This window comes from Brevibacterium permense, from assembly GCF_013280495.1.
Lineage (GTDB): Bacteria > Actinomycetota > Actinomycetes > Actinomycetales > Brevibacteriaceae > Brevibacterium > Brevibacterium permense.
On the sequence record NZ_JABSSX010000002.1, the window covers coordinates 325671 to 349409 of the forward strand.

Consider the following 23739-nt stretch of genomic DNA (forward strand, 5'->3'; position numbering starts at 1 on the left):
GTCCCTCACCCTTCGCCGCACAGCGCACCGCTGCAACGAGGCGATCTGTCACGAACGGTGACGGATGCCGAACTGCATGGAGGACGTGACACGAACGGTGAGGGATGCTCGATCAACGGCATCGTCACACGCGTCCGGGCACGACGAAGGCCGGTGGGAAGAATCCCACCGGCCTTCGAAGTGTCCCGGTTCAGCGCCTCAGCCCGAACCGACTACCGCGAGTCGGAGACTCATAGCGCAACCTGGTGCGGCGAAGTCGCCGCTCAGGCGTCGTCTCCTGCGATCAGGCTTCTGCGAGCTGACGCAGAACGTACTGAGACATGCTTCGATAGCCCCTGTCACCGCCAATTCAGCGGTCCGGCGTCGATGCTGCTTCCGTCGGTGTCCATCGCTGCGGCGTTGACGACCAGTCCCGAGCTGATGATCGCCTGGCGCGCCGTCCTCGGCGTGGGAGGAGCCATGATGCTCCCGTCCACGCTGGGACTGATCTTCGTGCTCTTCGCCGACCCGAAGGCGCGAGGCGTCGCGATCGGCGTGTGGGCCGGCGGGATCTCCGCCGGCGTCGCCCTCGGACCACTGCTGTCCGGACTGCTGCTGGAAGTCTTCGGCTGGCAGGCGACGTTCCTGGTCGCGGTGCCCGTGATGGCGTTGGTGGCCATCGGCGCGCCGCTGCTGCTGCCTGAGCACAAGGATCCGACCGCGAAGATCGATCTGCTCAGCGCACTGCTCCTGGTCGCCTCGCTGCTGGCCATCATCTACGGCGTCAAGCGCTTCGCCACCCAGGAGCCGGCCGGTCCGTCGATCGGCCTGCTGATCGCCGGAGCACTGGTCGGGTTGTGGTTCGTGATCCGGCAGCTGCGCGCGACCCAGCCCCTGCTTGACGTGCGGCTGTTCGCCAACCGCACCGTCAGCGGAGCACTTGCGGTGTTCCTCCTCTCGGCCGCGGCGCTGGGTGGGGTGTACTCGCTGTTCACCCAGTACCTGCAGCAGGTCCAGGGGCTCTCGCCCATGCAGGCCGGGCTGTCAATCCTGCCCGCCGCGGCAGTCCTCATCGTCGTCTCGACCCTCTCGCCGATGCTCGCCCGAAGGTTCCGGCCGGGCAACGTGATCGCCGTCGGACTACTCACCCAGGTCGTCGGCTACATCCTGTTCACCCAGCTCGACGCCGGCACCGGCCTCGCGCTGGTGATCGCGAGCTTCGTCGTCACCTACCCCGGGGTCGCGCCGTCCATGGCGCTGACCACGGACCTGGTCGTAAGCTCGGTCCCACCGGAGAAGGCCGGCGGTGCCTCCGGGCTCGCGACGACCGTCAATGACCTCGGGATCTCCCTCGGCGTCGCGGTCATCGGCAGCATCGGGATCGCCGCCTACCGCAGCCAGATCTCCGGCTCCCTGCCCGATGGGCTGCCACCGGAGGCCGCGGCCGCGGCTGAGACCGGAATCGACGGGGCCATCGACGCCGCCGGGCAGCTGCCGGGTGACATCGGAGAGGCACTGACGACCGCGGCCCAACAGGCCTTCACCAGCGGACTCAAGGCCGCCGGGATCACCTCCGCCGTCATCGCTGCCGTCGCCGCGATCATCGCCGCCGTCGGCCTGCGCCATATCCGCCCCACCGGGCAGGCCCACGACGACGCCGAGAAGGAACCCGCTCAGGAGTCGTGACGCATCCTCGACCCTTCGTGTCCGGCGGACGGATGAGTCCGCCGGACACGAACGCCGACACCCGCCATAGGTACACCGAGAAGACGGCAGAACCGCCCCGCGACGAGGCCGCCGAACCACGCCGAAGGAGACACGATGACCACGCTCAGAACCACCATCGACACTGTCCGACACTTACCGACGGCGCGGCGCGTGCTGCACTGCCTGCTCCGATGCGCCGCGTCGGGGGCATTGGATCGTTTCTCCCGAACGACGCATACGTCTTGTCCGCGCAACTGAGTCGCAGGCCGCGCACCCGAAGAGGTTCGCGGCCCCGATGCTTCAGTTGACCTGGTAGGCGATCGTCGTCATCATCCCGGCTTCCCCGTGGTAGACATTGTGGCAGTGCGAGAGCCACCGTCCGGGATTGTCGGCATCGAACTCGACCCGCAACGTTGTGCCGGGAACAACGATCGAGGTGTCCTTGCGCGGCCCTCCCCCTGGATGCTGGTAGGTGTGCCCGTGCAGATGCATCGGATGCCACATCGTCGTCGAGTTCTTGAACTCGAGGGCGACCCGCTCCCCTTCGACGATGCCGAGGGCGTCGCGCATCGGCTTGTCCATGTTCATGCGCTTGCCATTGATCGCCCAGTCGTATTTCTCCATGCCACCGGTCAGCTCGAGTGAGAGAGTGCGGTCGACGGCGCGCTTCGGCAGAGCGACTGAACTGGTTGCTTTGAGGATGTCCGCGGTGGCGGGGGTCTTCTGCTGGGGCAGCTTCACGTCCTTCGCGGGCGCGCTTCCCAACCCAGTGCGCAGAACAGCATGGGCCTGGTTCTGCTTCCCTAGGGCTTCGGCGATGACTGCGAATGCGCCGTCGCCGGCGGTGATGATCGCGTCGTAGCGCTCCCCCATTCCAAGAACGAGGCTCTCTGCCTTGAGGGGTTTGACGGGGAATCCGTCGGAGTGCGTGATCGTCATCTCGTGCTCGGTGACGCCAAAGCGGAAAGCGGTGTCGCCGCCAGCATTGATGATCCTCAGCCTGATCCGCTCTCCGGGCTTGGCGGCAAAGGTTTGCGGGTCATTGGCGGGCTTGCCGTTGATCAGGTAGAGGGGGTAGTAGACGTCGCCTGCGTCGCCGCCGAGCAGAGGCGAGGTCGCGCCCATGAGGGTGTTGCCCATTCGCATCGGGCCCATCTCCATGTCACCGTGTCCCCCACTATCGTGGTCCATCATTCCCTGGCCGAGCTGCTTCATCACCTCGTCCGGCGTCGCGGTGACGCCGTCGAGCCAGTCATCAAGGACGATGACCCATTCCTTGTCGTAGTCGCCCTTCTCGTTCGGGTCATCGATGATCAGCGGCGCATACAGGCCACGGTCTTGTTGCGTGCCGACGTGGGGATGGAACCAGAACGTGCCTGATGCGGGCAGTGTGAACTCGTAATCAAACGACCCGCCGGGCTTCACGGCATCCTGGGTGAGGCTCGGCACTCCGTCCATGTCGTTGCGCAGCGCCAGTCCGTGCCAGTGGACGCTGGTCGGGTCAGGGAGATCGTTGGTGAAGGCGACTTTCAGGGTGTCGCCGACGTTGCCGCGCAGCGGCTGGGCCGCCGAGGCTCCCCGGTAGGCCCAGGTCTTCGCGGTCTTCCCGCCGAGGTCGAGGGTGACCGGTTCGGCAGTCAGCGCGCGCTGCACGACGGTACCGGTGCTGCGTCGCTTCGCCTCCGCGGCGGTGACCGCAGCGCTGGTGGGCCTCACGAACGAGGTTGTCTTGGTGGTAGTGGTGCTGCATCCGGCGAGGCCGGCGGCGGTCAGCGTCAGTGCGCTGACGGACAGGAACTGCCTGCGGTTCAGGGTGGAGTGCATGGGTGATGTCCTTCTGTGTCGATGGTGAACGGGGCCACGAGATCGCGCCTGCGCGCTCGACGATCATGGGTGGTCGGAGGCGCAGGGCTGCTTGGCCTCGGAAGAAGGGCCAGCGTTTTTGGACACGGTGTCGTGGCAGGCACGGCAGGGTCGTGAACCCGCCGAGATTGCTGGCTGAGGAGCGCCGCATCGGCGCTCCTCAATGCTCACGTTCGGTAGATCGACAGCTCCAGATGCGTCAGCGCGAACCGGCGAGGCGTCTCGGACGGCGGAGCCGGCATGGGCGCAGAGACGGGTGTGGGCACAGCCGCGACGGACGGAACGGGGAGGGCCGGAATGCTCTCGGCCGTAGGCGCGGAGACACAGGTGGAGTCGCCGCTGTTCATGGCGTCTGCGCAGCCGCCGGAGCCGCGCACCAGGCCCTGTGCTCCGGACGCGCTCGACATGGAGGCGGTAGTCGTCATGCCCGTCATGCCGGGAGAAGACGAGGATGCGTGAGCAGGCGACGCCGTGGAGGTCGTCGCCGCTGCCGGCCCGCCGACCAGCGCGTGCATGCCGAGAAGACCCGTGATCAGCAGCGCCGCAAGAACGACCAGCTGAAGCCAGTGCCGGCTGCGGCGGGGTTCATCGGTCACGGTCTCCACACCCAAAGCATACCCCGGAGGCGTATCCCTTCGACGCGGCGGGACCATTCACCGGCGAGTCCGGCCCGCCTTGCAGGAATACCCTCAAGGGGTATACGGTTGCACTCACATAGGTACCCGCCGGGGGTACCCAGATTGAGGAGGCTATCCGATGGCTGCGAACGAATACCAGGTGACGGGCATGACCTGCGGGCACTGCGAGATGTCGGTCCGCGAGGAGGTCAGCGAGATTTCCGGTGTCACCGACATCCAGGTCAGCGCACAGACCGGCAAGCTCGTCGTCTCCGCCTCCGACGAGGTCGACGACGCGAAGGTCCTGGCCGCTGTCGAGGAAGCCGGCTACACGGCGGTCCGGGTCTGATGAAGGCACCAGTCAGGCTCGCGGCCTACGGCGCTGGGCTGGTGGTGGCGTTCGGCGCAGCCTTCGGGCTCGCCGGCGTCGCCGTCCCCGACAGCGTCGTGACCGCCTGGGCCAAGAGCAGCGACTCGAACGCCCACGGCGAGGGTCACAGCGACACGGAGGAGCAAAACAAGGAGCACGCGATGAACGGCGTCTCGGCCAGCGCTGCCGGCTACATCCTCTCCCCCGTCACGGCCCCCTCGGGCACCAATGATGCCGGCACGCTGAGCTTCCGGATCCTCGATGAGGACGGGCAGCCGGTGACGGAGTACACGACGACCCATGAGAAGGATCTGCACCTGATCGTGGTGCGCACCGACGGGACGCAGTTCCGCCACGTGCACCCGGACTTGGACGAGGCCACCGGCACCTGGTCGGAGTCATCGTGGAGCTGGGACGAGGCGGGAACCTACCGCGTCTACGCCGACTTCACAGCCGGGCAGGACGCCGAGGGGGTCACGCTCACCCGCGCTGTCGAGGTCGCCGGCGACTACGCCCCGGTCGAAGCGACTGTCTCGCGCACCGTCGAGGTCGACGGGTACACCGTCACCCTCGATGGTGACCTCGCCGCCGGAAGCACGAGCGAACTGACAGCCACCGTAGAGCGCAACGGCAAGCCGGTCACCGCACTCCAGCCCTACCTCGGCGCGTACGGCCACCTGGTCGCGCTGCGAGAGGGCGATCTGGCCTACCTGCACGTTCACCCCGCCGGCGAAGAGCCCCAGGCGGGATCGACCGGAGGACCAGACGTCGGCTTCGCCGCCGAGGTCCCCACCGCCGGCCGGTACCTGCTGTACCTGGACTTCCAGGTCGACGGGCAGGTCCGCACCGCCGAATTCGTGCTCGACGCCGGGCACGGCGACGGTAACCAGGCAGACGATGAATCGCATTCGGGCGGCCACTGACCCCCTAAAGGGCCAGTCCGTCGACGAAAGAAGCAACAGGAAAGGACTTGCAGTGAGCACCCAAGCTGCAACGAACACCGAAACGCCGCTGGTCGCGGACGCCGGCATCGAACTCGAGATCGGCGGGATGACCTGCGCCTCCTGCGCGAACCGGATCGAGAAGAAGCTCAACAAGCTCGACGGCGTCTCCGCCACGGTCAACTACGCCACCGAGAAGGCCAAGGTCACCGTGCCCGCCGGCTACGACCCCGCCCTGCTGGTCGCCGAGGTGGAGAAGACCGGGTACACCGCCGCCATGCCCAAGCCCAAGGACGCGACGTCATCGGGCCCGACCGGCAACGACGGCGAAGCTCCCGACTCCGAACTGACATCGCTCAAGCACCGCCTCATCGGCGCGATCGTGCTCACCGTCCCGGTGATCGCCATGGCCATGGTTCCCGCGCTCCAGTTCACCTACTGGCAGTGGGCCTCTCTGGCCCTGGCCGCACCGGTGATCGTGTGGGCGGCCTGGCCGTTCCACAAGGCGGCCTGGACCAACCTGCGCCACGGCACCGCGACCATGGACACCCTCATCTCCATGGGCACGACCGCGGCGTTCCTGTGGTCGCTCTACGCCCTGTTCCTCGGCACCGCCGGCACCCCGGGGATGACACATCCCTTCGAATTCACCATCGCTCCGTCCGACGGCGCGGGCAACATCTACCTCGAGGCCGCCGCCGGGGTGACGATGTTCATCCTGGCCGGCCGCTACTTCGAGAAGCGCTCCAAGCGCCAGGCCGGTGCCGCACTGCGCGCTCTCCTCGAGCTCGGCGCGAAGGAAGTCTCGGTCCTGCGCGGCGGGGCCGAGGTCAAGATCCCGACCTCCGAGCTGGCCGTCGGCGACGAATTCGTCGTCCGCCCCGGCGAGAAGATCGCCACCGACGGCACCGTCGTATCCGGGACATCGGCCGTGGACGCCTCTATGCTCACCGGAGAGTCCGTGCCGGTCGAGGTCGTCGCTGGCGACCCGGTCACGGGCGCGACCGTCAACGCCGGCGGCCGCCTGGTCATCCGCGCCACCCGCGTCGGATCGGACACCCAACTGGCGCAGATGGCCAAACTCGTCGAGGACGCCCAGACCGGCAAGGCCGCGGTCCAGCGCCTGGCCGACCGGATCTCCGGCGTGTTCGTCCCGATCGTCATCGCTATCGCCGTCATCGCCCTCGGCGCATGGCTCGGTGCCGGATTCCCCGTCTCCGCCGCCTTCACCGCAGCGGTCGCGGTCCTCGTCATCGCCTGCCCCTGCGCCCTCGGCCTGGCCACCCCCACCGCACTGCTAGTCGGCACCGGCCGCGGCGCGCAGATGGGCGTGCTCATCAAAGGCCCCGAGGTCCTCGAATCCACCCGCAAGGTCGACACTGTGGTGCTGGACAAGACCGGCACCGTCACCACCGGCAAAATGACCCTGGTCGAGGCGATCACCGAGCCCGGCGTCGACCGCACCGAGCTGCTGCGCCTGGCAGGCGCGTTGGAGGACGCCTCCGAGCACCCGATCGCCCAGGCCATCGCCAAGGGAGCAGTCCAGAAGGTCGGGCCGCTGCCCACGCCCGAGGACTTTGCGAACATCGAGGGCAAGGGCGTCCAGGGAGTCGTCGACGGCCGCGGCGTGCTCGTCGGCCGGGAGTCCCTGCTGGCCGACTGGTCTCAGCACCTTTCCCCCGATGTCGCCGCCGCCAAGGCCGCAGCCGAGGACGAGGGCAAGACTGTCGTCGCCGTTGGTTGGGACGGACAGGCCCGCGGGATCCTCGTCGTCGCCGACGCCGTCAAGCCCACCAGCGCCGAGGCCATCGCCGGCCTGAAGGGTCTCGGCCTCACCCCGGTCCTGCTCACTGGCGACAACGAGGCCGTCGCCCGGCGGATCGCCGCCGAGGTCGGCATCGAGAAGGTCATCGCCGAGGTTCTGCCCAAGGACAAGGTCGACGTCGTCACCCGCCTGCAGGGCGAGGGGAAGGTCGTCGCGATGGTCGGCGACGGCGTCAACGACGCCCCGGCGCTGGCCCAGGCCGACCTGGGCCTGGCGATGGGCACCGGCACCGACGTCGCCATTGAGGCCTCCGACATCACGCTCGTGCGCGGGGACCTGATGGCCGCGTTCGACGCGATCCGGCTCTCCCGCAGGACCCTGGGCACGATCAAGTCGAACCTGTTCTGGGCGTTTGCCTACAACGTCGCGGCCATCCCGGTCGCAGCGCTGGGCATGCTCAACCCCATGCTCGCAGGCGCGGCGATGGCGTTCTCCAGCGTCTTCGTCGTCGGAAACAGCCTCCGCCTGCGCGGGTTCCGCAGCGTCGCCAAGCAGTGACGCCGCAGAACCGATCATCATCCGAACACACGAAAGGCATTCACCGAGAATGAGCAACGAAGACCAGGCATCCACCAGCTGCTGCAGCACTTCCCCCGCAGCCAAGGCATCCGCCGCCGAGGAACCTGTCAGCGATGGTTCCAGCTGCGGCGGCATGATCGGCGCAGAGAACCCCGCCGCCGATTCCGGACATCGCGATAACCTTCTCGTCGAAGGAAGCGACGACGACATGACCACCTGCCCCGTCATGGTCGGCAATCCGGTCAACAAGCAGGACGCCGAAGAAAAGGGCCTATTCCGCGACTACTACGGGCAGCGCTTCTGGCTCTGCTGCCCAGGCTGCGGACCGACCTTCGACTCCGATCCAGCCAAGTACGCCGCCAACATGGCCTGATCCTTCGACGACCCGGGGCTGCAGCATCACTGCTGCCGCCCCGGGTCGACTGGATCGTAGCTGAGCGATTCCACGCCCGCCGATCGATATTTGACCGATACCCCAGAGGGGTATAATGTTGATCGGGCCAGAATGAATAGGAGACTTTATGCGCAAGCGCCTCATGACCACCGTCGCCGCAGGAGTGCTCGGCGGAGCACTCGTGCTCACCGGCTGCAGCAACGGAGGAGACCAGGACCAAGCGACCCCCTCATCGACCAGCCAGCACGAGGGCCACGGAAGCAGTGGCAGCAGTTCTGACAGCGGCGGGATGGAGCATCCGATGGACGGCGGCCCCGCCCCCGAGGGCATCGAGAAGGCTGCGTCGCCGAAGTACCCGGCCGGCACCGAGGTCACGCTCACCGCCGAACACATGGAGGGCATGGACGGCGCAAACGCCACGATCGCCGGCGCGTTCGACACCTACACCTACGCGGTGAACTTCACGCCCACCACCGGCGGGAATCCGGTCAAGGATCACAAGTGGGTCGTGCAGGAAGAGATCAAGGACGCCGGAGACCAGCGTCTGGCCGACGGCACCGAGGTCACTCTCGAGGCCGAACACATGGAGGGCATGAAGGGCGCGAAGGCCACCATCGCCTCCTCCACCGACCAGACCGTCTACATGGTCGACTACGAGTCCGACGGCATGACGATGACCAACCACAAATGGGTCGTCGAGAGCGAGATCAAGCCGGCCTCCTGAGCCGGTCGCCGCGGGCCCATTCAAGGTCCGCGGCGAGACACGACCCGATCGAAGGAAAGACCGGGGAAGAACGAGGGAAGCGAAGAGCAATGACGGACCCGACCACGCATCACCATCACCATGACCACGACGGTGTCGCGACCACCGAGTCCGGCCACGTTAACGACTCGCACGCCGAGCACGACGGCCACACCATGGAACACGGTGACCACGCCGGGCACGGCGATCACGGCAGTGGTCATGGTGGTCATGCGGGCCACGGCGACCACGTCGGCCAGTTCCGCAGGCTGTTCTGGATCAACCTCGTCATCGCCATCCCGGTGGTCGCGTTCTCCCCCATGTTCGCCATGCTCCTCGGGTACTCCGTGCCCGGCTGGGCAGGCTGGGTCGCCGCAGTCCTCGGCACCGTCATGTACGCCTGGGGCGGCACCCCGTTCCTCACCGGTGCCGTCAGCGAGCTGAAGAGCCGCCAGCCGGGGATGATGCTGCTCATCGCGCTCGGCATCACCGTCGCCTTCCTCGCCTCCTGGGCCGCCACTCTCGGCCTCGTCCACCACGAGCTCGAGTTCTGGTGGGAGCTGGCACTGCTGATCGTCATCATGCTGCTGGGCCACTGGATCGAGATGCGTTCCCTGGCCCAGACGACCTCGGCGCTGGACTCCCTGGCCGCGCTGCTGCCTGACGAGGCCGAGCGCGTCGAGGGCGACGACGTCGTCACGGTCGACCCCGCCGACCTCCGCGTCGGTGACATCGTCGTCGTCCGCCCCGGTGGCAGCGTCCCCGCCGACGGCACCATCGTCGACGGTCGCGCCGATATGGACGAGTCCATGATCACCGGCGAATCACGCCCCGTCGCCCGCGGCGAAGGCGAGAACGTCACTGCTGGCACCGTGGCCACTGACTCCGGCCTGCGCGTGGAGATCACCGCCACCGGCGACGACACGGCTCTGGCGGGCATCAACAGGCTCGTCGCCGAGGCGCAGGGCTCCTCCTCCCGCGCCCAGCGCATCGCCGACCGCGCCGCCGCCCTGCTGTTCTGGTTCGCCCTCGGTGCTGCCCTGATCACCGCAGTCGTTTGGACTCTCTTCGGGCTCCCCGACGATGCGGTCATTCGCACCATCACCGTCCTCGTCATCGCCTGCCCACACGCGCTGGGCCTGGCGATCCCGCTGGTGGTCTCCATCGCCACCGAGCGCGCCGCCCGCGGCGGCGTCCTGGTCAAGGACCGCCTCGCGCTGGAGTCCATGCGCCAGGTCGATGCGGTGCTCTTCGACAAGACCGGCACCCTGACCAAGGGCGAGCCCACCGTCACCGGCGTCGAATCGACCGGCGACCTGGACTCCGACGAGGTGCTCGCCCTGGCCGCCGCGGCCGAGGCCGACAGCGAGCACCCGCTCGCCCGGTCCATAGTCACCGCCGCCAAGGAGAAGAGCCTCGCCCTCGAGCCGGCCAGTGGGTTCTCCTCCTCCCCGGCAGTCGGCGTCACCGCGACCGTGGCCGACCAGGAGATTCGCGTCGGCGGTCCACGGCTGCTCGAGGAGACCGGGCAGGACGAGGTCGACACGGCCGACGCGTGGCGGGCCGAGGGTGCGATCATCCTGCACGTCCTCCGCGACGGCCAAGTGATCGGCGGCCTCAAGCTCGCCGACGAGGTCCGGCCCGAGTCCCGCGACGCCGTCGACGCCCTCCATGAGCTCGGCGTCGAGGTCGTTATGATCACCGGCGACGCCGAGGCCGTGGCGAACGAGGTTGGCCGGGAACTCAGCATCGACCGTGTCTTCGCCGGCGTCCGCCCCGAGGACAAGTCCGCAAAGGTCGCTGCGCTTCAGGACGAGGGCAAGAGGGTCGCGATGGTCGGCGACGGCGTCAACGATGCCCCTGCGCTGGCGCAGTCCGACGTCGGTATCGCCATCGGGGCAGGCACAGACGTCGCCATCGCCTCTGCCGGCGTCATCCTCGCCAGCTCCGACCCGCGCAGCGTCCTGTCGGTCATCCAGCTCTCCCGTGCCGCATACCGTAAAATGAAGCAGAACCTGTGGTGGGCTGCCGGATACAACCTGCTCTCTGTACCGCTCGCGGCGGGCGTGCTCGCACCTGTCGGGTTCGTCCTGCCGATGTCGGTCGGCGCGATCCTGATGTCGATCTCCACTGTCGTCGTCGCGCTCAATGCCCAGCTGCTGCGTCGCATCGACCTCACCCCAGATGCCAGCACTCGCTCCGTCCTGGAGCACCAGAAGTGAAGGACACACCCATGAACACCGACACTGCAACCGATGAGACCGGGGCGCACCAGCACGGTTACATCAGCGACAAGGACCGTTACCGCAACCGCATGAAGCGCATCGAAGGCCAGGCCCGCGGCATCACCAAGATGATCGACGACGAGAAGTACTGCATCGACATCCTCACCCAGGTCTCCGCCTTGACCCGCGCCCTGCAGGGAGTGGCGACCGGCCTGCTCGATGACCACCTCAAGCACTGCGTGCTCGACGCCGCCAAGCAAGGCGATGAGGACGCGGCCATCGCCAAGATCCAGGAAGCCAGCGACGCCATCAATCGCCTCGTACGCTCCTGACACCATCCGATTTCGTCAATACAGGATGCCTCGGACCGGTTGCGCCCCAGGTCAAGACAAGGCTCTCGATGTCTCCTGGCAGGCGTGCGCTGCGCTTCGTCTTGCCCTTGGCACCGGCGAAATCGGGCTGCTTTAGGTCTTACCTGACGACATGAACACCTTCACCTGAGAAAAGAGTTGGGCATGCCCCTTGCCATTGTTACTCCGATCCAGCCCTCCAGGAGCCGCCTGAGACTCTGCGCGACCATGACTGCGCTGGCGACCAGCGCCGTCCTCCTGCTCAGCGGCTGTGCTGATGCGGAACCGTCCGCTGACGCAGGATCCGATCACTCACTGGTGGTCGAGCATAATCTAGACGGACTGAATGCACGGGAAATCATCAAGCGCCTCGACACAACGAAGGTGGCAGATCGCTCGTCTGAACTCATCGCTTCGATTGAACCCGACCAACTCGTCCTGACCGACGATCAGAACAATCAAACCACTCTGCCGATGCCAGAAGACGAATTCTACGTCTCTATCGCCCCATATCGCGGCCAGACTCACGAATGTTACTTTCACAGCCTCACTACTTGCCGCGGCGAGCTCGCCAATACTGACGTCGACGTCACCGTGGTCGAGGCGACGTCCGGGAAGACCATCCTCGATGAAACACTCACGACTTACGACAACGGATTCGTCGGACTCTGGCTGCCCCGCGGCATTGACGCGACGCTCACGGTCAGCACCGGAGACCGCATCGCGAAGCAGGACATTTCGACCCGCATCGACGACCCCACCTGCTTGACTGGTCTTCAGCTGACTTGACGCCCGGACGCTGAAAATGGCGAGGAGCTGCAGATCACCGCGATGGGCGAGCCGCGGTTTCGGAGGGTGAGCACGACTGACTTGCTGATTGAATCGATATCCTTCAATATAGAGGCATGTCTAATCAAGCATCTCTCACTGCACCCCCTGTGACGCGACGGCTCTCGACCCTGGACAGGTGGCTGCCGCTGTGGATCGGGCTGGCGATGGTCGCAGGCCTCCTTCTGGGACGATTCATTCCTGGAATCTCGGAGTTGCTGTCGCACATGGAGATCGGCGGGATCTCCATGCCGATCGCGCTCGGCCTTCTCGTGATGATGTACCCGGTCCTGGCCAAGGTCCGCTACGACAAAGTCGCCGCCGTCACCGGCGACAAGAAGCTCCTCATCTCCTCTCTGGTACTCAATTGGCTCGCCGGGCCGGCGATCATGTTCGCCCTGGCCTGGCTGCTCCTGCCCGACATTCCCGAGTACCGCACCGGGCTCATCATCGTCGGTCTGGCCCGCTGCATCGCCATGGTCGTGATCTGGAACGACCTGGCCTGCGGCGACCGCGAGGCGACCGCGGTGCTAGTGGCGATCAACTCGGTCTTCCAGGTCGTCATGTTCTCCGTCCTCGGCTGGTTCTACCTCAGCGTCCTGCCGAGCTGGCTCGGCCTGGACACACAAGGGCTCGAGGTGTCGATGGGCCAGATTGCCCTCAACGTCCTCGTCTTCCTCGGAGTGCCCCTGGTCGCGGGATTCGCCTCGCGCTGGATCGGTGAGAAGCGCAAGGGCCGGGACTGGTACGAGGAGAAATTTGTTCCTAAGGTCGGACCATGGGCCTTGTACGGGCTGCTGTTCACTGTGGTACTGCTGTTCGCCCTCCAGGGTGAGCAGATCACGAGCCGGCCGCTGGACGTCGTCCGGATCGCTCTGCCGCTACTGGTGTACTTCGCCGTCATGTGGTTCGCCGGCCTGCTGCTGGGCAAAGGCATCGGCCTCGGTTATGCACGGTCGACGACACTGGCATTCACTGCGGCGGGCAACAACTTCGAGCTCGCCATCGCCGTCGCGATCGGCACCTTCGGCGCGACTTCCGGCCAGGCACTGGCCGGCGTCGTCGGACCGCTCATCGAGGTGCCCGTCCTCGTCGGCCTCGTCTACGTCTCCCTCTGGGCCGCCAAGGCGTGGTTCCGCACCGATCCCTATAACCAGGAGGTACGAACGTCATGACCGACATCGCCCTGACGCCAGCCGCCCCCGATGAAGACTGCCTGCCCCAAGTGACGCCGATCTCGACGGCCCTCGGCCAGGAGGTTGCCGCGACACTCGCGGGCACCCTCAAAGCCCTCGCCGACCCATTGCGTCTGCGGATGCTCTCGGCGATCGCAGCCGATCCTCGCGGCGAGTCGTGCGTATGCGATCTCGCCGACCTCGCCGACGTCTCACAGCCGACCGTCTCCCACCACCTCAAGGTCCTCCGGACAGTGGGGCTGCTCGATTCCGAGCGCCGTGGGACTTGGGTCTGGTACAGCATCGCGCCAGGGAAAAGTGACGCTGTCGCCGCCTTGCTCGAAGGATTCGCACCGGCGGCCGTCGCCCCCAGCATGGAACCGGAAACGACGGCCGCCGCAGAGCTGGAGAGCATGGACGAGCACATCGAGCGTCTGGCCGCCGACCTCGCCAACGCGACGTCGCAGCTGCCGCGGGATACCGTCACCAGCATCGTCCGGGAATCGTACACGGCGCTGGCCCGGTCGGCGAAGATCACACGCTACCTGGTGCCCCTGAGCGAACGCTTCGCTCGGCAGCGACTGGCTGACCTCACCCGCAACCGAGCAACCGCACCGCCTCAGGTGCTGTTTGTCTGCGTCGCCAACGCAGGTCGCTCCCAGCTGGCCGCGGCGCTGACCCGCAGCCTGTCCGAGGGCAGGGTCGTCGCCCGATCCGCCGGCTCGACCCCGGCGGCGGGCATCCACCCGCACGTGCGCGACCTCGTCGCCGAGATCGACCGCGAGGCCGCCGACGAGGCGTTCCCCAAGCCGCTCACCGACGACGCCATTCGCGCCGCCGATGTCGTGGTGACCATGGGCTGCGGCGACGCCTGCCCCGTCGTCCCCGGAGTCCGGTACGAAGACTGGGCTGTCGGCGACCCGGCCCTGGCATCGCCGGAGGGACTCGCCGCTATCCGCGACGACATCGCTACACGCGTCAGCCGACTCCTCCCCACCTTCACCACCGAATGAACGAGAGAAGCACAGATATGAACGATCGCACGCCCTCCGTCCTGTTCGTCTGCGTCCACAACGCCGGCCGTTCCCAGATGGCTGCCGGCTGGCTGCGCCACCTCGCCGGGGACCGCATCGAGGTTCGCTCGGCCGGGTCGATGCCCGTCGAGCAGATCAATCCGGTCGCTGTCGAGGCCATGCTCGAGGTGGGGATCGACATCACTGCCGAGCAGCCCAAGGTGCTCACAGCCGAGGCCGTGCAGGACTCCGACGTCGTCATCACGATGGGCTGCGGTGACGCCTGTCCGTACTTCCCCGGCAAGCGCTACGAGGACTGGGAGCTCGACGATCCCGCTGGTCAGGGCATCGAGGCGGTGCGCCCGATTCGCGACGAGATCAGGTCTCGGATCGAGACGCTCACCGCAGAGCTGCTCGGCCAGGACCCGGCGCGGGCGTGAGTGACGTCGTCGTCATCGGAGGAGGCCAGGCCGGTCTCGCCGCGGGATATTTCCTCCGCCGCGCCGGCTTGGACTTCGTCATCCTCGACGACCAGGAACAGCCGGGAGGAGCCTGGCAACACGGCTGGCAGTCGCTGCGAATGTTCTCCCCGGCCCAGTACAGCCCCCTGCCCGGTTGGTCGATGCCCGCCCAGGTCGGCGAGACGTTCCCCACCGCCGACCACGTCGTGGACTACCTCCAACGATACGAGGAACGCTACGAGTTGCCTATGCATCGGTCGGTCAGCGTCACCAGCGTCCGCCGGGAGAATGATCGTTGGATCGTGGACACGGACGCAGGCTCTCTCAATGCCTCTGTGGTGATCAGTGCCACTGGCACGTGGCAGAGTCCCTATCTGCCGTACTTCCCGGGTCAGGACACGTTCACCGGCAGGCAGCTGCACACCGTCGACTACGACTCCCCTGACATGTTCGCCGGCCGACGGGTCGTGGTCGTCGGAGGAGGGAACTCGGCCGCGCAGATCCTCGCCGAGGTCTCCACAGTCGCCGAGACCTTGTGGGTGACGCGTCGTCCGCCGCTGTTCATGCCCGACGAGGTGGACGGCAGAGTACTCTTCGACGTCGCTACTGCCCGCGAGGCAGCCCGTCGCTCTGGCCGGGACCACGACGGTGTGGCCGGACTTGGAGACATCGTCATGGTGCCTCCAGTGCAGGCGGCGCGCGATCACGGCGTCCTGGACCGCTCGCCCATGTTCGACCGCCTCAGCCCGACGGGAGTCTCCTGGAACGACGGCCGAGAGCACGAGTGCGATGCGATCATCTGGTGCACCGGCTTCCGCCCTCACCTCGGCCACCTGAGCGGGCTCGGACTGACACGCGAGAACGGCCATCCCGCCACCGACGGCACTCGGAGCATCGACCACCCCGGGCTGCAATTGCTCGGCTACGGCGACTGGACCGGATTCGCCTCCGCCACCATCATCGGCGCGGCTCGCACCGCCAAGCCCGCCGTCGCCGAGATCGGCGCTCGGATGGCTAGGACTTAACGCTGATGTCGGACGTATCGATGGCGCAGATGATATTGACGTCTATCGATGCGTCGCGTAGATTCCATATAGATCATCATCGAATCAAGGAGTGGCAGATGGACTGCTGGGAACACGAAACGGCCGGGCAGAGTTCTGTCCCCGCCGTCGCCTTCTGCCGGCACTGCGGCGCAGCGCTGTGCCGGGATCATGCGATAGTCTGTACGGACGAACGCGTGCGCCAGAACGCCGTGGGCTCGCCCACGCGCCTGCTGCCCGATGGCCGGAAGATCTGCTGCTCGACCTGCCGCGACGCTTTCGCCGAGTCCATCCCCGTGCACCGAGTTGAGCAACGTTGGCGTGAATTTGCAGCCACTGGGCCAGAGTCCGCAGCCGCGTCGTGCTGATCCGACTGGCGCGCCCCTGTTGATGAGTGGTGGACATGAACGCCGTCCACTGGACCCTCGACGTTGGCCAGCCGCCGGCATGCCGGGACTGCTCGGCCGCGATGACATCGCGGCAAGTGTCCACGAGCTCAACGTCGTTCTTACCAACTATTGAACAAAGGTAGATATCGTGATCGAGAAGAAGCCGTCCGTCCTGTTCGTCTGCGTCAAGAACGCAGGCAAGTCGCAGATGGCCGCCGCACTCATGCGCCAGGTCGCCGGCGACTCCGTCCGGGTGCACTCGGCCGGCACCTCCCCCGGGACAGCGCTCAATGCCTTGTCCGCTGCCTCTGTCGCCGAGGTCGGGGCTAGCATGGCCGACGAGCACCCGAAGCCGATCGATCCCACTATGCTGCAGACTGCGGACCGCGTCGTCGTCATCGGCGACGAGGCCGTCGTCGAGCCCGTGCCGGGGATGGCCGGGACCATCGAGACATGGACGATCGACGAGCCCTCGGCGCGAGGGATCGAGGGCGAGGAACGAATGCGCCTGGTCCGCGACGAGCTCGCCGAGAAGGTCCGTTGCCTGGCCGCGGGGCTTGTCAAGACGTCAGAGCCCTGAGCCGGCCACGCACCCCTCGCCGTCGTCGCCTTCGCCCGCCTGGACGTTCTCTGGCGCGCTGGCGATCCTGAACACCTCCTCAAGGTCAGCGAGGACGGCGAAGTCGCTGGCGACGGTGCCGGTCGCCTCGGCCGTCGGCTTCACCAGGAGAGACTCGTCACCAGCAGCACTCAAGTTACTGCACATATGGATGCCAAAGGCCGATTGCGTCCACGATCGCCTCCCACCCGCTCGACATTCACTCCATCATCAGCCGGTGCGCCGGCGCGCCCATCCGGCTACGGGTTATCCGCATGTCCCCGTTGAGCTCAATACCGAATTGAGCAACTAATGGCACTCACCGCTGGCCGTCAATCCAGTCTCGCGCGCAGCGCCGCTTCGATCTGCTCCTGACCAGGTGCGCCAGCGAACCCCTTCCCTGTGGCATAAACCCGGCACGCCAGCGAACGAACCGGTGTCGTTGGGAACAGGTCGACACCGTCGACGAGGATCGTGGGCGAGCCTGCGAACTGCGCGTTCGTTGCATCGACCTCGGTGTGAATCGTGACCAATTGGATGGGCACGGCCGTGAGTCCGAGAACATCCAGTGCTGCGCGTGCGTTGGCTTCGGCGCTGGCCGTGTTCGGGCAGTCGACGATGTGGAGCAGTTCGACCTTCACGAGATCTGCTCCTTCCGGGCCCGGGCGGCACGCAGGCCGTTGAGGATCACGACGACCTCTGCGATCTCATGCACGAGCACCACAGCGGCAAGCCCCAAGACACCGAACAAGGCAAGCGGAAGCAGGACGGTGATGATCAGCAGCGACAGAACGATGTTCTGGTTGATGATGTGCCGTCCCCGGCGGGCGTGGTCGAACGCGCGCGGGAGCAGACGCAGGTCGTGGCCGGTGAAGGCGACGTCGGCTGACTCGATCGCGGCATCGGAACCGGTGGCACCCATCGCGATGCCGATGTCCGCAGCCGCGAGGGCCGGGGCGTCGTTGATGCCGTCGCCGATCATCGCGACCGATCCGTTCTTCTCGCCGAGCTCGGCGATCGCTGAGGCCTTGTCCTGGGGGCGCAGCTCGGCGCGCACGTCATCGATCCAGGCCTGCGCGGCCAGGGCGCGGGCGGTGCGGGCGTTGTCGCCGGTGAGCATCGTCACCTCGACGCCCTGTCCGGCGAGGGTGCGGACCACCTCGGGGACCTCGGGGCGCAGCTCGTCGCGGACGCCGATCGCAGCCGCGGCGGTGCCGTCACGGTGCACGATCACGACCGTCATGCCTTGCTCCTCCAGACCCGCGACCCGATCGCCGAGACTCCCGGCGTCGAGCCAGCGCGGGCTGCCGACCGTGATTCGCGCGCCGTCGAGGGTGCCTTCGATGCCGTGACCTGCCTGCTCGGTCACGGCATCGGCCACAGGCGTACCCGGTGCGGCGGCGGTGATCGCCGAAGCGAGCGGGTGGGTGCTGTGCTGCTCCAGTGCGGCCGCCCACGCCAGCGCCTGCGCCTCGGTCACTCCGTCGGCGGTGAGCACCGCGTTGACGGCGGGCTCGTTGCGGGTCAGGGTGCCAGTCTTGTCCACGGCGACGTGGCGGATCACGCCGAACCGCTCGAACACGGCACCCGACTTGATGATCACGCCGAACTTGCTCGCCGACCCGATCGCGGCCACCACCGTCAGCGGCACCGAGATCGCCAGTGCGCACGGCGAGGCCGCCACGAGCACCACGAGGGCGCGGGTGATCCACAGCTCCGGGTCGCCGAACAGCGACCCGATGACCGCCACCAGGACGGCGAGGATCAACACACCGGGCACGAGTGGTCGGGCGATGCGGTCGGCGAGGCGGGCGCGGTCACCCTTCTCCGCCTGCGCCTTCTCCACCAGGTCGACGATCGTGGTCAGCGAGTTGTCGGTGCCCGCAGCGGTCGTCTCGACTTCCAGCGCGCCGGCGGTGTTGATCGCCCCAGCCGACACCGTGTCGCCGGGCTCGACCTCGACCGGGATCGACTCGCCGGTGATCGCGGAGGTGTCCAGGCTGGATCGTCCCGTCCGGACGATGCCGTCGGTCGCGATCCGCTCGCCCGGCCGCACCAGCATGAACTGACGGACAGCGAGATCCTTGGCCGCGACCTCGACCGATGCGCCGCCTTGGCGGATCGTGGCGGTCTCCGGGACGAGCTTGAGCAGCGCCCGCAGCCCGCCGCGGGCGCGATCCATCGCCTTGTCCTCCAGTGCCTCGGCGATCGAGTACAAGAACGCCAGCGCAGCGGCCTCCTCGACGTAGCCGAGGATGACCGCGCCGATCGCGCTGATCGTCATCAGGAGGCTGATGCTGAGCTTGCCCTTGAACAGCTTCCGGATCGCGCCCGGGGTGAACGTCGACGCGCCCAACAGCAGACCGATCCAGAACAGCACCAACGCCGGGACCTCCAGCCCCGACCATTCCAGCACCAGGCCAGTTAAGAACGCGACGCCAGAGAAGACCGGGACCATGATCCCGGCATCACGCCACCAGGGACGCCCCTGCTCCTCCTCGGCTTCCTCCCCGGTCTGAGTCTCCGGCTCGTCGCAGCCGCACGCCGCGCTCACGCGCCCGACTCGCAGCAGCCCGGCACAGTGCACTCGGCGTCCACGCACGGCGCGTGCTCGTCGACCGCGAGGGTCACATCCATCAGGGCCGTCAGCGCCGCCGCGAGGTGCGGGTCGGCGATCTCGTAGCGCGTCTGCCGCCCCTCGGGCTCGGCCACGACGATCCCGCAGTCGCGCAGGCAGGTCAGATGGTTCGAGACGTTCGAACGGGTCAGCTCTAGCTCGCGCGAGAGCACGGCCGGGTAGCTCGGGCCGGCAAGCAGGGTCATCAGGATCCGAGAGCGGGTCGGGTCCGCCATGGCCCGGCCGAGTCGATTCATGACGTCGAGGCGTGAAGCAATAGTCAGCATGCACTGAACTATACAGTGGCCGCTGAACTATTGTCGATCCTTATGTTGGCTCGACGCTGATCCCACCCCGGGGATCCCCTCGATGACCTCAGGATTGACGGCGGAACTCGCCGACCTGCATATCCAGCGGGCGCATCCGACCGGCGGTTGTCGCCCTGCCGTGTGTGCTGGCGACCGTGAGGACGGTCCCTACGGCGGCCACCGCGGCCAGGACCGCGAAACCGGTTGCGTAGCTGCCGGTGACCTCGGCAAGGACCGCACCGGCCCCGGGAGCCAAGGCGGTGGCCAGCAGGACCGGGAGGCCGAGGACGCCGGAGAGGCGGCCGTATCCGCGTGCGCCCCACCGATCAGTGACCGCGGTCGCCTGGAGCAGCGTCGCGATGCCGCGCCCGACCCCGGCGGTCATCGACGCCGCGACCAGCAGACCAACCGGCCCGGGGACCACAGCGAGCACCGAGGTGCTGACGGTGACGAGGCCGAACACGGTCACGGTGCGCACGGTCAGCGAGGCATGCCGGGCAAGAGCGGTGTAGACGAGCCGACCGGCGACCTGCCCGAGTCCGCCGAGGCCGAGCACCCAGGCGGCGGCCTGAGGACTCAGGCCGCGCTCGAGCATAAGCGGCACCAGAGCCAGCAACGCGGCGTACATCGCCAGGGCCACCAAGGTCAGTCCGGCGGCAAGCAACCGGAACCGTGAGTCCCGCACGACGCCGGCAGCGTATGCCTTCTCAGCCTCTGGCTCCTCCGCGTCGACATGCACCGGGCGGGGCCAGGGGCGTCGCAGCACGAGCCAGTGGACCGGGACCGTGAGGACCGCCAGTACGACCGCCGCCCAGAAGTACGTGCCTCGCCATCCCAGCTGGTCATACGCGGCTGCGGTCAACGGCGCGAAGACCGTGCTCGCCAGTCCTGCCACCAGCGTCAGCGTGGTCAGCGCGCCGAGTCGGCCCGCAACGAACCAGCCGGTGATCGCGGCGAAGGCCGGCGGGTAGAGCACTCCGGCCATGGCGACTCCGGCCAGCGCCCAACCGACGACGAACACCAACAGATTCGGCGACGCGGCAATCACCACCAGCGTCACGACGCCGAGACCCGAGCCAGCCGTCATGACGAGACGGGGTCCGTGCCGATCGATAAAGCGCCCGACCGGCACCCCGGCCAACGCCGACACAGCCAGGGCCACAGAGAACGCCGAGGTCACGGCCACCGACGACCAGCCAGTGTCCGAGCTGATCCGCGGAACCAGGACCGGGAAAGCATAGTAGAGCAAGCCCCACGAGACGATCTCGGTCACGCACAGCGCAGCCAGCACCCTTCCCCGCCCGGGCCGCACAACAGCCTCAGCCAACGACGACGCCCCTCGACTGCCTGGCCAGGGCATCGACGACGTAACCCGCGTCGCGGTGGACACCGCGCAGGGTGTTCGACGAGAACGAGCGCTGGAACTCCAGGCCCAGGAACGCCAGGCCAGGCAGCACGGTCGAGACGCCGCGATCGTGCCTCGGCGCGCCGGCCTCATCGAGGACGCCGAGAGATCGCAGGTACGGCATGTGCGGCCGATAGCCTGTCGCGAAGACTATTGAGTCGACGCGCTCCCGCGAGCCGTCGGGCCACGCGACACCGTCCGGGACGTAATTGGCGAACATCGGCCGCTCGTCTGGATGTGCCGCCTCGAGCGCAGCCCTGTACTGTCCGTCGTCGATGATCGGTGTGCCTGTGATGATCCTGGCGAGGACCGACGGCGGCAGGAGGTCAGCGCGGGTGAACCGCAACCACCAGTGCAGGTCGCGCCCGGCAATGACCTGCGGCGCATACCGGACACGGTCCCGCACCGCCAGCGACGTCTCCGCGTGGTCGGCCAGTTCGTGGGCGATCTGGACGGCAGAGTTGCCCGCACCGACGACCACGACCCGCTGACCGGCGAACTCCTCCGGCGACCGGTAGTCGGCCACGTGCAGGACCCGGCCCTGAAATTTCTCCCGGCCGGGGATCATCGGCACGTAGGGGTTGGCGAACGACCCCGAGGCAGCGATGAGTGCATCCCCGACCAGGCTGCTCCCATCGGCCAGCTCCACGGCAAAGCCCGGGCCGTCGGCGGCGACCTCGGTGACGCGAGCATTGGTCCGCACCTCGACGCCCAGCCACTCTGCGTAGCCGCGGAGGTAGTCGGCGACCTCGTCGCGGCCCGGGTACCCGTCGGGGTCGCCGGGGAACCGGTGACCCGGGAAGGCGCTGTACCGGCGCGGGGAGAACAGCCGCAGGCTGTCGTAGTAGCGCGGCCACGACCCAACCGGCTCGTCACCGGCCTCGAGCACCACCGGCTCCCAGCCGCGGTCACGCCCAGCACGGGCCGCGGCGAGGCCCGACTGCCCGCCGCCCACGATCAACAGGCGACCGCGGCTCATCCGTCGGTCCTCGTGCCGATCTGGACCAGCTGGGGCGCGGGTGTGCAGCACCCGCCCGACGTCGCCTGCTCCGGGGCGTCGAACAGGCCCGATCCGCCGCACACGCCGGTGTCGGGCAGCTCCAGCTCGACACGGTCAGCCGCCTCGTGATCGCCGGCGAGCTCGGCGACGACACTGCGGACCTGCTCGTATCCGGTCATCGCTAGAAACGTTGGAGCGCGGCCGTAGGACTTCTCGCCGACGATGTAGAAGCCCGGTTCCGGGTGGGCGAAATCGGTCGCCCCCGTGGCGCGCACTGAGCCGCAGGAATGAAGATTCGGATCAACCTCAGTGGCGACCTTCGTCGGAGCCTGCAGGCGCACGTCGAGGTCGAGTCGGACTTCGGAGAGGAACGACAGGTCGGGACGAAAGCCCGTCGCGACGACCACTCGGTCCGCGGGTTCGAGTCGGCGTCCGTCCTCGGCGACGAGCACCGCCCGACCGTCTTCGACGAGGACCCGCTCGGTACGGAATCCGGTGACGAGGTCGATGAAGCCATCCTCGACTACCTTCTTCGCTCGCTGGCCCAGGGCACCGCGCTCGGGCAGTTCGTCGGCGGAACCGCCGCCGAAGGCGTTGCCGACGGTACCGCGGCGCAGCGCCCAGGTCACCCGGGTGCCCGGCTCGCGGCGGACCACTGTCGCGAGGTCGCCGATCGCGGTCGCGGCCGAGTGGCCGCTGCCGACCACGACGATGTGCTTGCCTGCCAGTTCGGCGGCCTCCTCGCGGCTCGGCGTGCGGTGATCAAGTAGGCCGGCTTCGACGGCGGCCTGTTCGCCGAGGGCGGGCAGTCCCTCCGCGCCCGCCGGGCTCGGTGCCCGCCAGGTGCCCGAGGCGTCGACCACAGCCTTGGCCTCAAGCCGTTCTTCAGTGTCGTCGGCGCGGCGGACGTGGACGACGAACGGCTGCTCCGCGCGGCCGGCGTCGACCGAGAGGTCGCGGCCCTTGCGGCCCACGCCTATGACGCGGGAGCTGTAGCGAACACGGTCGCTCAGCGTCTCGGCCAGCGGGGCCAGGTATTCCTCGACCCACTGAGCGCCGGTCGGGTAGCCGGTCTCGGGCGCGCTCCAACCGGTCGGCTCGAGCAGCCGGCGCGACGCTGGGTCGATGAGCTCGGACCACGGCGAGAACAGGCGGACGTGGCCCCACTCGGATACCGCAGATGCCGGACCGTCGCCCGACTCCAGGACCACGGGCTCCAGGCCTCGCTCGAGCAGATGAGCAGCAGCGGCCAGGCCCTGCGGACCGGCCCCGATAACGACGACGGGATTCACTTCAACCTCCATGTATTGATGTTCTTCGATGGGTCGAGCTTGCCCCACATATCGACAGATGTCAATGCATGAGGCAGA

The 23739-nt window shown here is 67.6% G+C and carries 24 protein-coding genes; 14 read left to right on the plus strand and 10 right to left on the minus strand.

The features are described 5' to 3' along the window. Nucleotides 1-338: 338 nt before the first annotated feature. On the minus strand, nt 339-461 hold the full coding sequence (locus HK353_RS17270; RefSeq protein WP_264801886.1) for a hypothetical protein: 123 nt from the start codon (nt 459-461) through the stop codon (nt 339-341). On the opposite strand from HK353_RS17270, the gene HK353_RS04325 reads away from it, so the two are divergent. Beyond that, nucleotides 421-1665, plus strand: coding sequence for an MFS transporter (locus HK353_RS04325; RefSeq protein ID WP_245395795.1), 1245 nt, complete (start codon nt 421-423; stop codon nt 1663-1665). The two genes, HK353_RS17270 and HK353_RS04325, sit on opposite strands and share 41 nt — an antisense overlap. A 321-nt stretch (nt 1666-1986) precedes the next feature. On the opposite strand, the gene HK353_RS04330 is transcribed toward HK353_RS04325, so the two are convergent. Both HK353_RS04330 and HK353_RS04335 read right to left on the minus strand, forming a co-directional pair. After that, the gene (locus HK353_RS04330) at nt 1987-3510 is read right to left on the minus strand and encodes a multicopper oxidase family protein (RefSeq protein WP_173152863.1); all 1524 of its coding nucleotides are present in this window, start codon (nt 3508-3510) and stop codon (nt 1987-1989) included. Nucleotides 3511-3716: 206 nt separating this feature from the next. Further along, on the minus strand, nt 3717-4154 hold the full coding sequence (locus HK353_RS04335; protein ID WP_173152866.1) for a DUF6153 family protein: 438 nt from the start codon (nt 4152-4154) through the stop codon (nt 3717-3719). 151 nt (nt 4155-4305) lie between these two features. Here HK353_RS04335 and HK353_RS04340 point away from each other — a divergent pair, with 151 nt between their 5' ends. The 13 genes from HK353_RS04340 to HK353_RS04400 all read left to right on the plus strand — a co-directional run bounded on the left by HK353_RS04340 (nt 4306) and on the right by HK353_RS04400 (nt 17021). Beyond that, nucleotides 4306-4515, plus strand: a complete 210-nt coding sequence (locus HK353_RS04340) for a heavy-metal-associated domain-containing protein (RefSeq protein ID WP_173152869.1) — start codon at nt 4306-4308, stop codon at nt 4513-4515. Continuing rightward, a complete protein-coding gene (locus tag HK353_RS04345) occupies nt 4515-5459 on the plus strand; it encodes a hypothetical protein (RefSeq protein ID WP_173152872.1) in 945 nt (314 codons plus the stop codon). The genes HK353_RS04340 and HK353_RS04345 overlap by 1 nt, the downstream gene beginning before the upstream one ends. 127 nt (nt 5460-5586) lie before the next feature. After that, a complete protein-coding gene (locus tag HK353_RS04350) occupies nt 5587-7800 on the plus strand; it encodes a heavy metal translocating P-type ATPase (RefSeq protein WP_217278276.1) in 2214 nt (737 codons plus the stop codon). 49 nt (nt 7801-7849) lie between these two features. Then, complete coding sequence (locus HK353_RS04355) at nt 7850-8194, plus strand: hypothetical protein (protein WP_173152878.1); 345 nt, start codon at nt 7850-7852, stop codon at nt 8192-8194. 148 nt (nt 8195-8342) lie between these two features. Further along, complete coding sequence (locus tag HK353_RS04360; RefSeq protein WP_173152881.1) at nt 8343-8939, plus strand: YdhK family protein; 597 nt, start codon at nt 8343-8345, stop codon at nt 8937-8939. A gap of 89 nt (nt 8940-9028) precedes the next feature. Further along, nucleotides 9029-11179, plus strand: coding sequence for a heavy metal translocating P-type ATPase (locus tag HK353_RS04365; protein WP_173152884.1), 2151 nt, complete (start codon nt 9029-9031; stop codon nt 11177-11179). Between the two features lie 11 nt (nt 11180-11190). Next, on the plus strand, nt 11191-11514 hold the full coding sequence (locus tag HK353_RS04370) for a metal-sensitive transcriptional regulator (protein WP_173152888.1): 324 nt from the start codon (nt 11191-11193) through the stop codon (nt 11512-11514). 246 nt (nt 11515-11760) lie between these two features. Further along, nucleotides 11761-12321 carry a CueP family metal-binding protein gene (locus HK353_RS04375; RefSeq protein WP_245395767.1) on the plus strand — a complete coding sequence of 187 codons (561 nt, stop codon included), beginning with the start codon at nt 11761-11763 and terminating at the stop codon, nt 12319-12321. A gap of 116 nt (nt 12322-12437) precedes the next feature. Continuing rightward, complete coding sequence (gene arsB / locus HK353_RS04380) at nt 12438-13535, plus strand: ACR3 family arsenite efflux transporter (RefSeq protein WP_166971860.1); 1098 nt, start codon at nt 12438-12440, stop codon at nt 13533-13535. Further along, entirely contained in the window at nt 13532-14548 is a 1017-nt protein-coding gene (locus HK353_RS04385) for a metalloregulator ArsR/SmtB family transcription factor (RefSeq protein WP_166971862.1), read from the plus strand. Before arsB ends, HK353_RS04385 begins: the two co-directional genes overlap by 4 nt. A gap of 17 nt (nt 14549-14565) precedes the next feature. After that, a complete protein-coding gene (locus HK353_RS04390) occupies nt 14566-14988 on the plus strand; it encodes an arsenate reductase ArsC (protein ID WP_166971866.1) in 423 nt (140 codons plus the stop codon). Continuing rightward, complete coding sequence (locus HK353_RS04395; RefSeq protein WP_173152894.1) at nt 14985-16034, plus strand: ArsO family NAD(P)H-dependent flavin-containing monooxygenase; 1050 nt, start codon at nt 14985-14987, stop codon at nt 16032-16034. Before HK353_RS04390 ends, HK353_RS04395 begins: the two co-directional genes overlap by 4 nt. A gap of 555 nt (nt 16035-16589) precedes the next feature. Further along, nucleotides 16590-17021, plus strand: coding sequence for an arsenate-mycothiol transferase ArsC (locus tag HK353_RS04400; protein WP_157689076.1), 432 nt, complete (start codon nt 16590-16592; stop codon nt 17019-17021). Here HK353_RS04400 and HK353_RS04405 read toward each other — a convergent pair. The 7 genes from HK353_RS04405 to HK353_RS04435 form a co-directional block, all read right to left on the minus strand. Then, nucleotides 17010-17165 carry a hypothetical protein gene (locus HK353_RS04405; protein ID WP_157689074.1) on the minus strand — a complete coding sequence of 52 codons (156 nt, stop codon included), beginning with the start codon at nt 17163-17165 and terminating at the stop codon, nt 17010-17012. The two genes, HK353_RS04400 and HK353_RS04405, sit on opposite strands and share 12 nt — an antisense overlap. A 206-nt stretch (nt 17166-17371) precedes the next feature. Beyond that, entirely contained in the window at nt 17372-17680 is a 309-nt protein-coding gene (locus HK353_RS04410; protein WP_039209028.1) for a hypothetical protein, read from the minus strand. After that, on the minus strand, nt 17677-19593 hold the full coding sequence (locus HK353_RS04415; protein WP_197678128.1) for a heavy metal translocating P-type ATPase: 1917 nt from the start codon (nt 19591-19593) through the stop codon (nt 17677-17679). Before HK353_RS04415 ends, HK353_RS04410 begins: the two co-directional genes overlap by 4 nt. Next, a complete protein-coding gene (gene cmtR, locus HK353_RS04420; protein WP_039209032.1) occupies nt 19590-19943 on the minus strand; it encodes a Cd(II)/Pb(II)-sensing metalloregulatory transcriptional regulator CmtR in 354 nt (117 codons plus the stop codon). Before cmtR ends, HK353_RS04415 begins: the two co-directional genes overlap by 4 nt. An 88-nt stretch (nt 19944-20031) precedes the next feature. After that, nucleotides 20032-21237 carry an MFS transporter gene (locus HK353_RS04425; protein ID WP_200885294.1) on the minus strand — a complete coding sequence of 402 codons (1206 nt, stop codon included), beginning with the start codon at nt 21235-21237 and terminating at the stop codon, nt 20032-20034. Nucleotides 21238-21283: 46 nt separating this feature from the next. After that, on the minus strand, nt 21284-22348 hold the full coding sequence (locus HK353_RS04430) for a flavin-containing monooxygenase (protein WP_092013160.1): 1065 nt from the start codon (nt 22346-22348) through the stop codon (nt 21284-21286). After that, nucleotides 22345-23673 carry an NAD(P)-binding domain-containing protein gene (locus HK353_RS04435; protein ID WP_173152899.1) on the minus strand — a complete coding sequence of 443 codons (1329 nt, stop codon included), beginning with the start codon at nt 23671-23673 and terminating at the stop codon, nt 22345-22347. The genes HK353_RS04430 and HK353_RS04435 overlap by 4 nt, the downstream gene beginning before the upstream one ends. Nucleotides 23674-23739 lie beyond the last annotated feature (66 nt).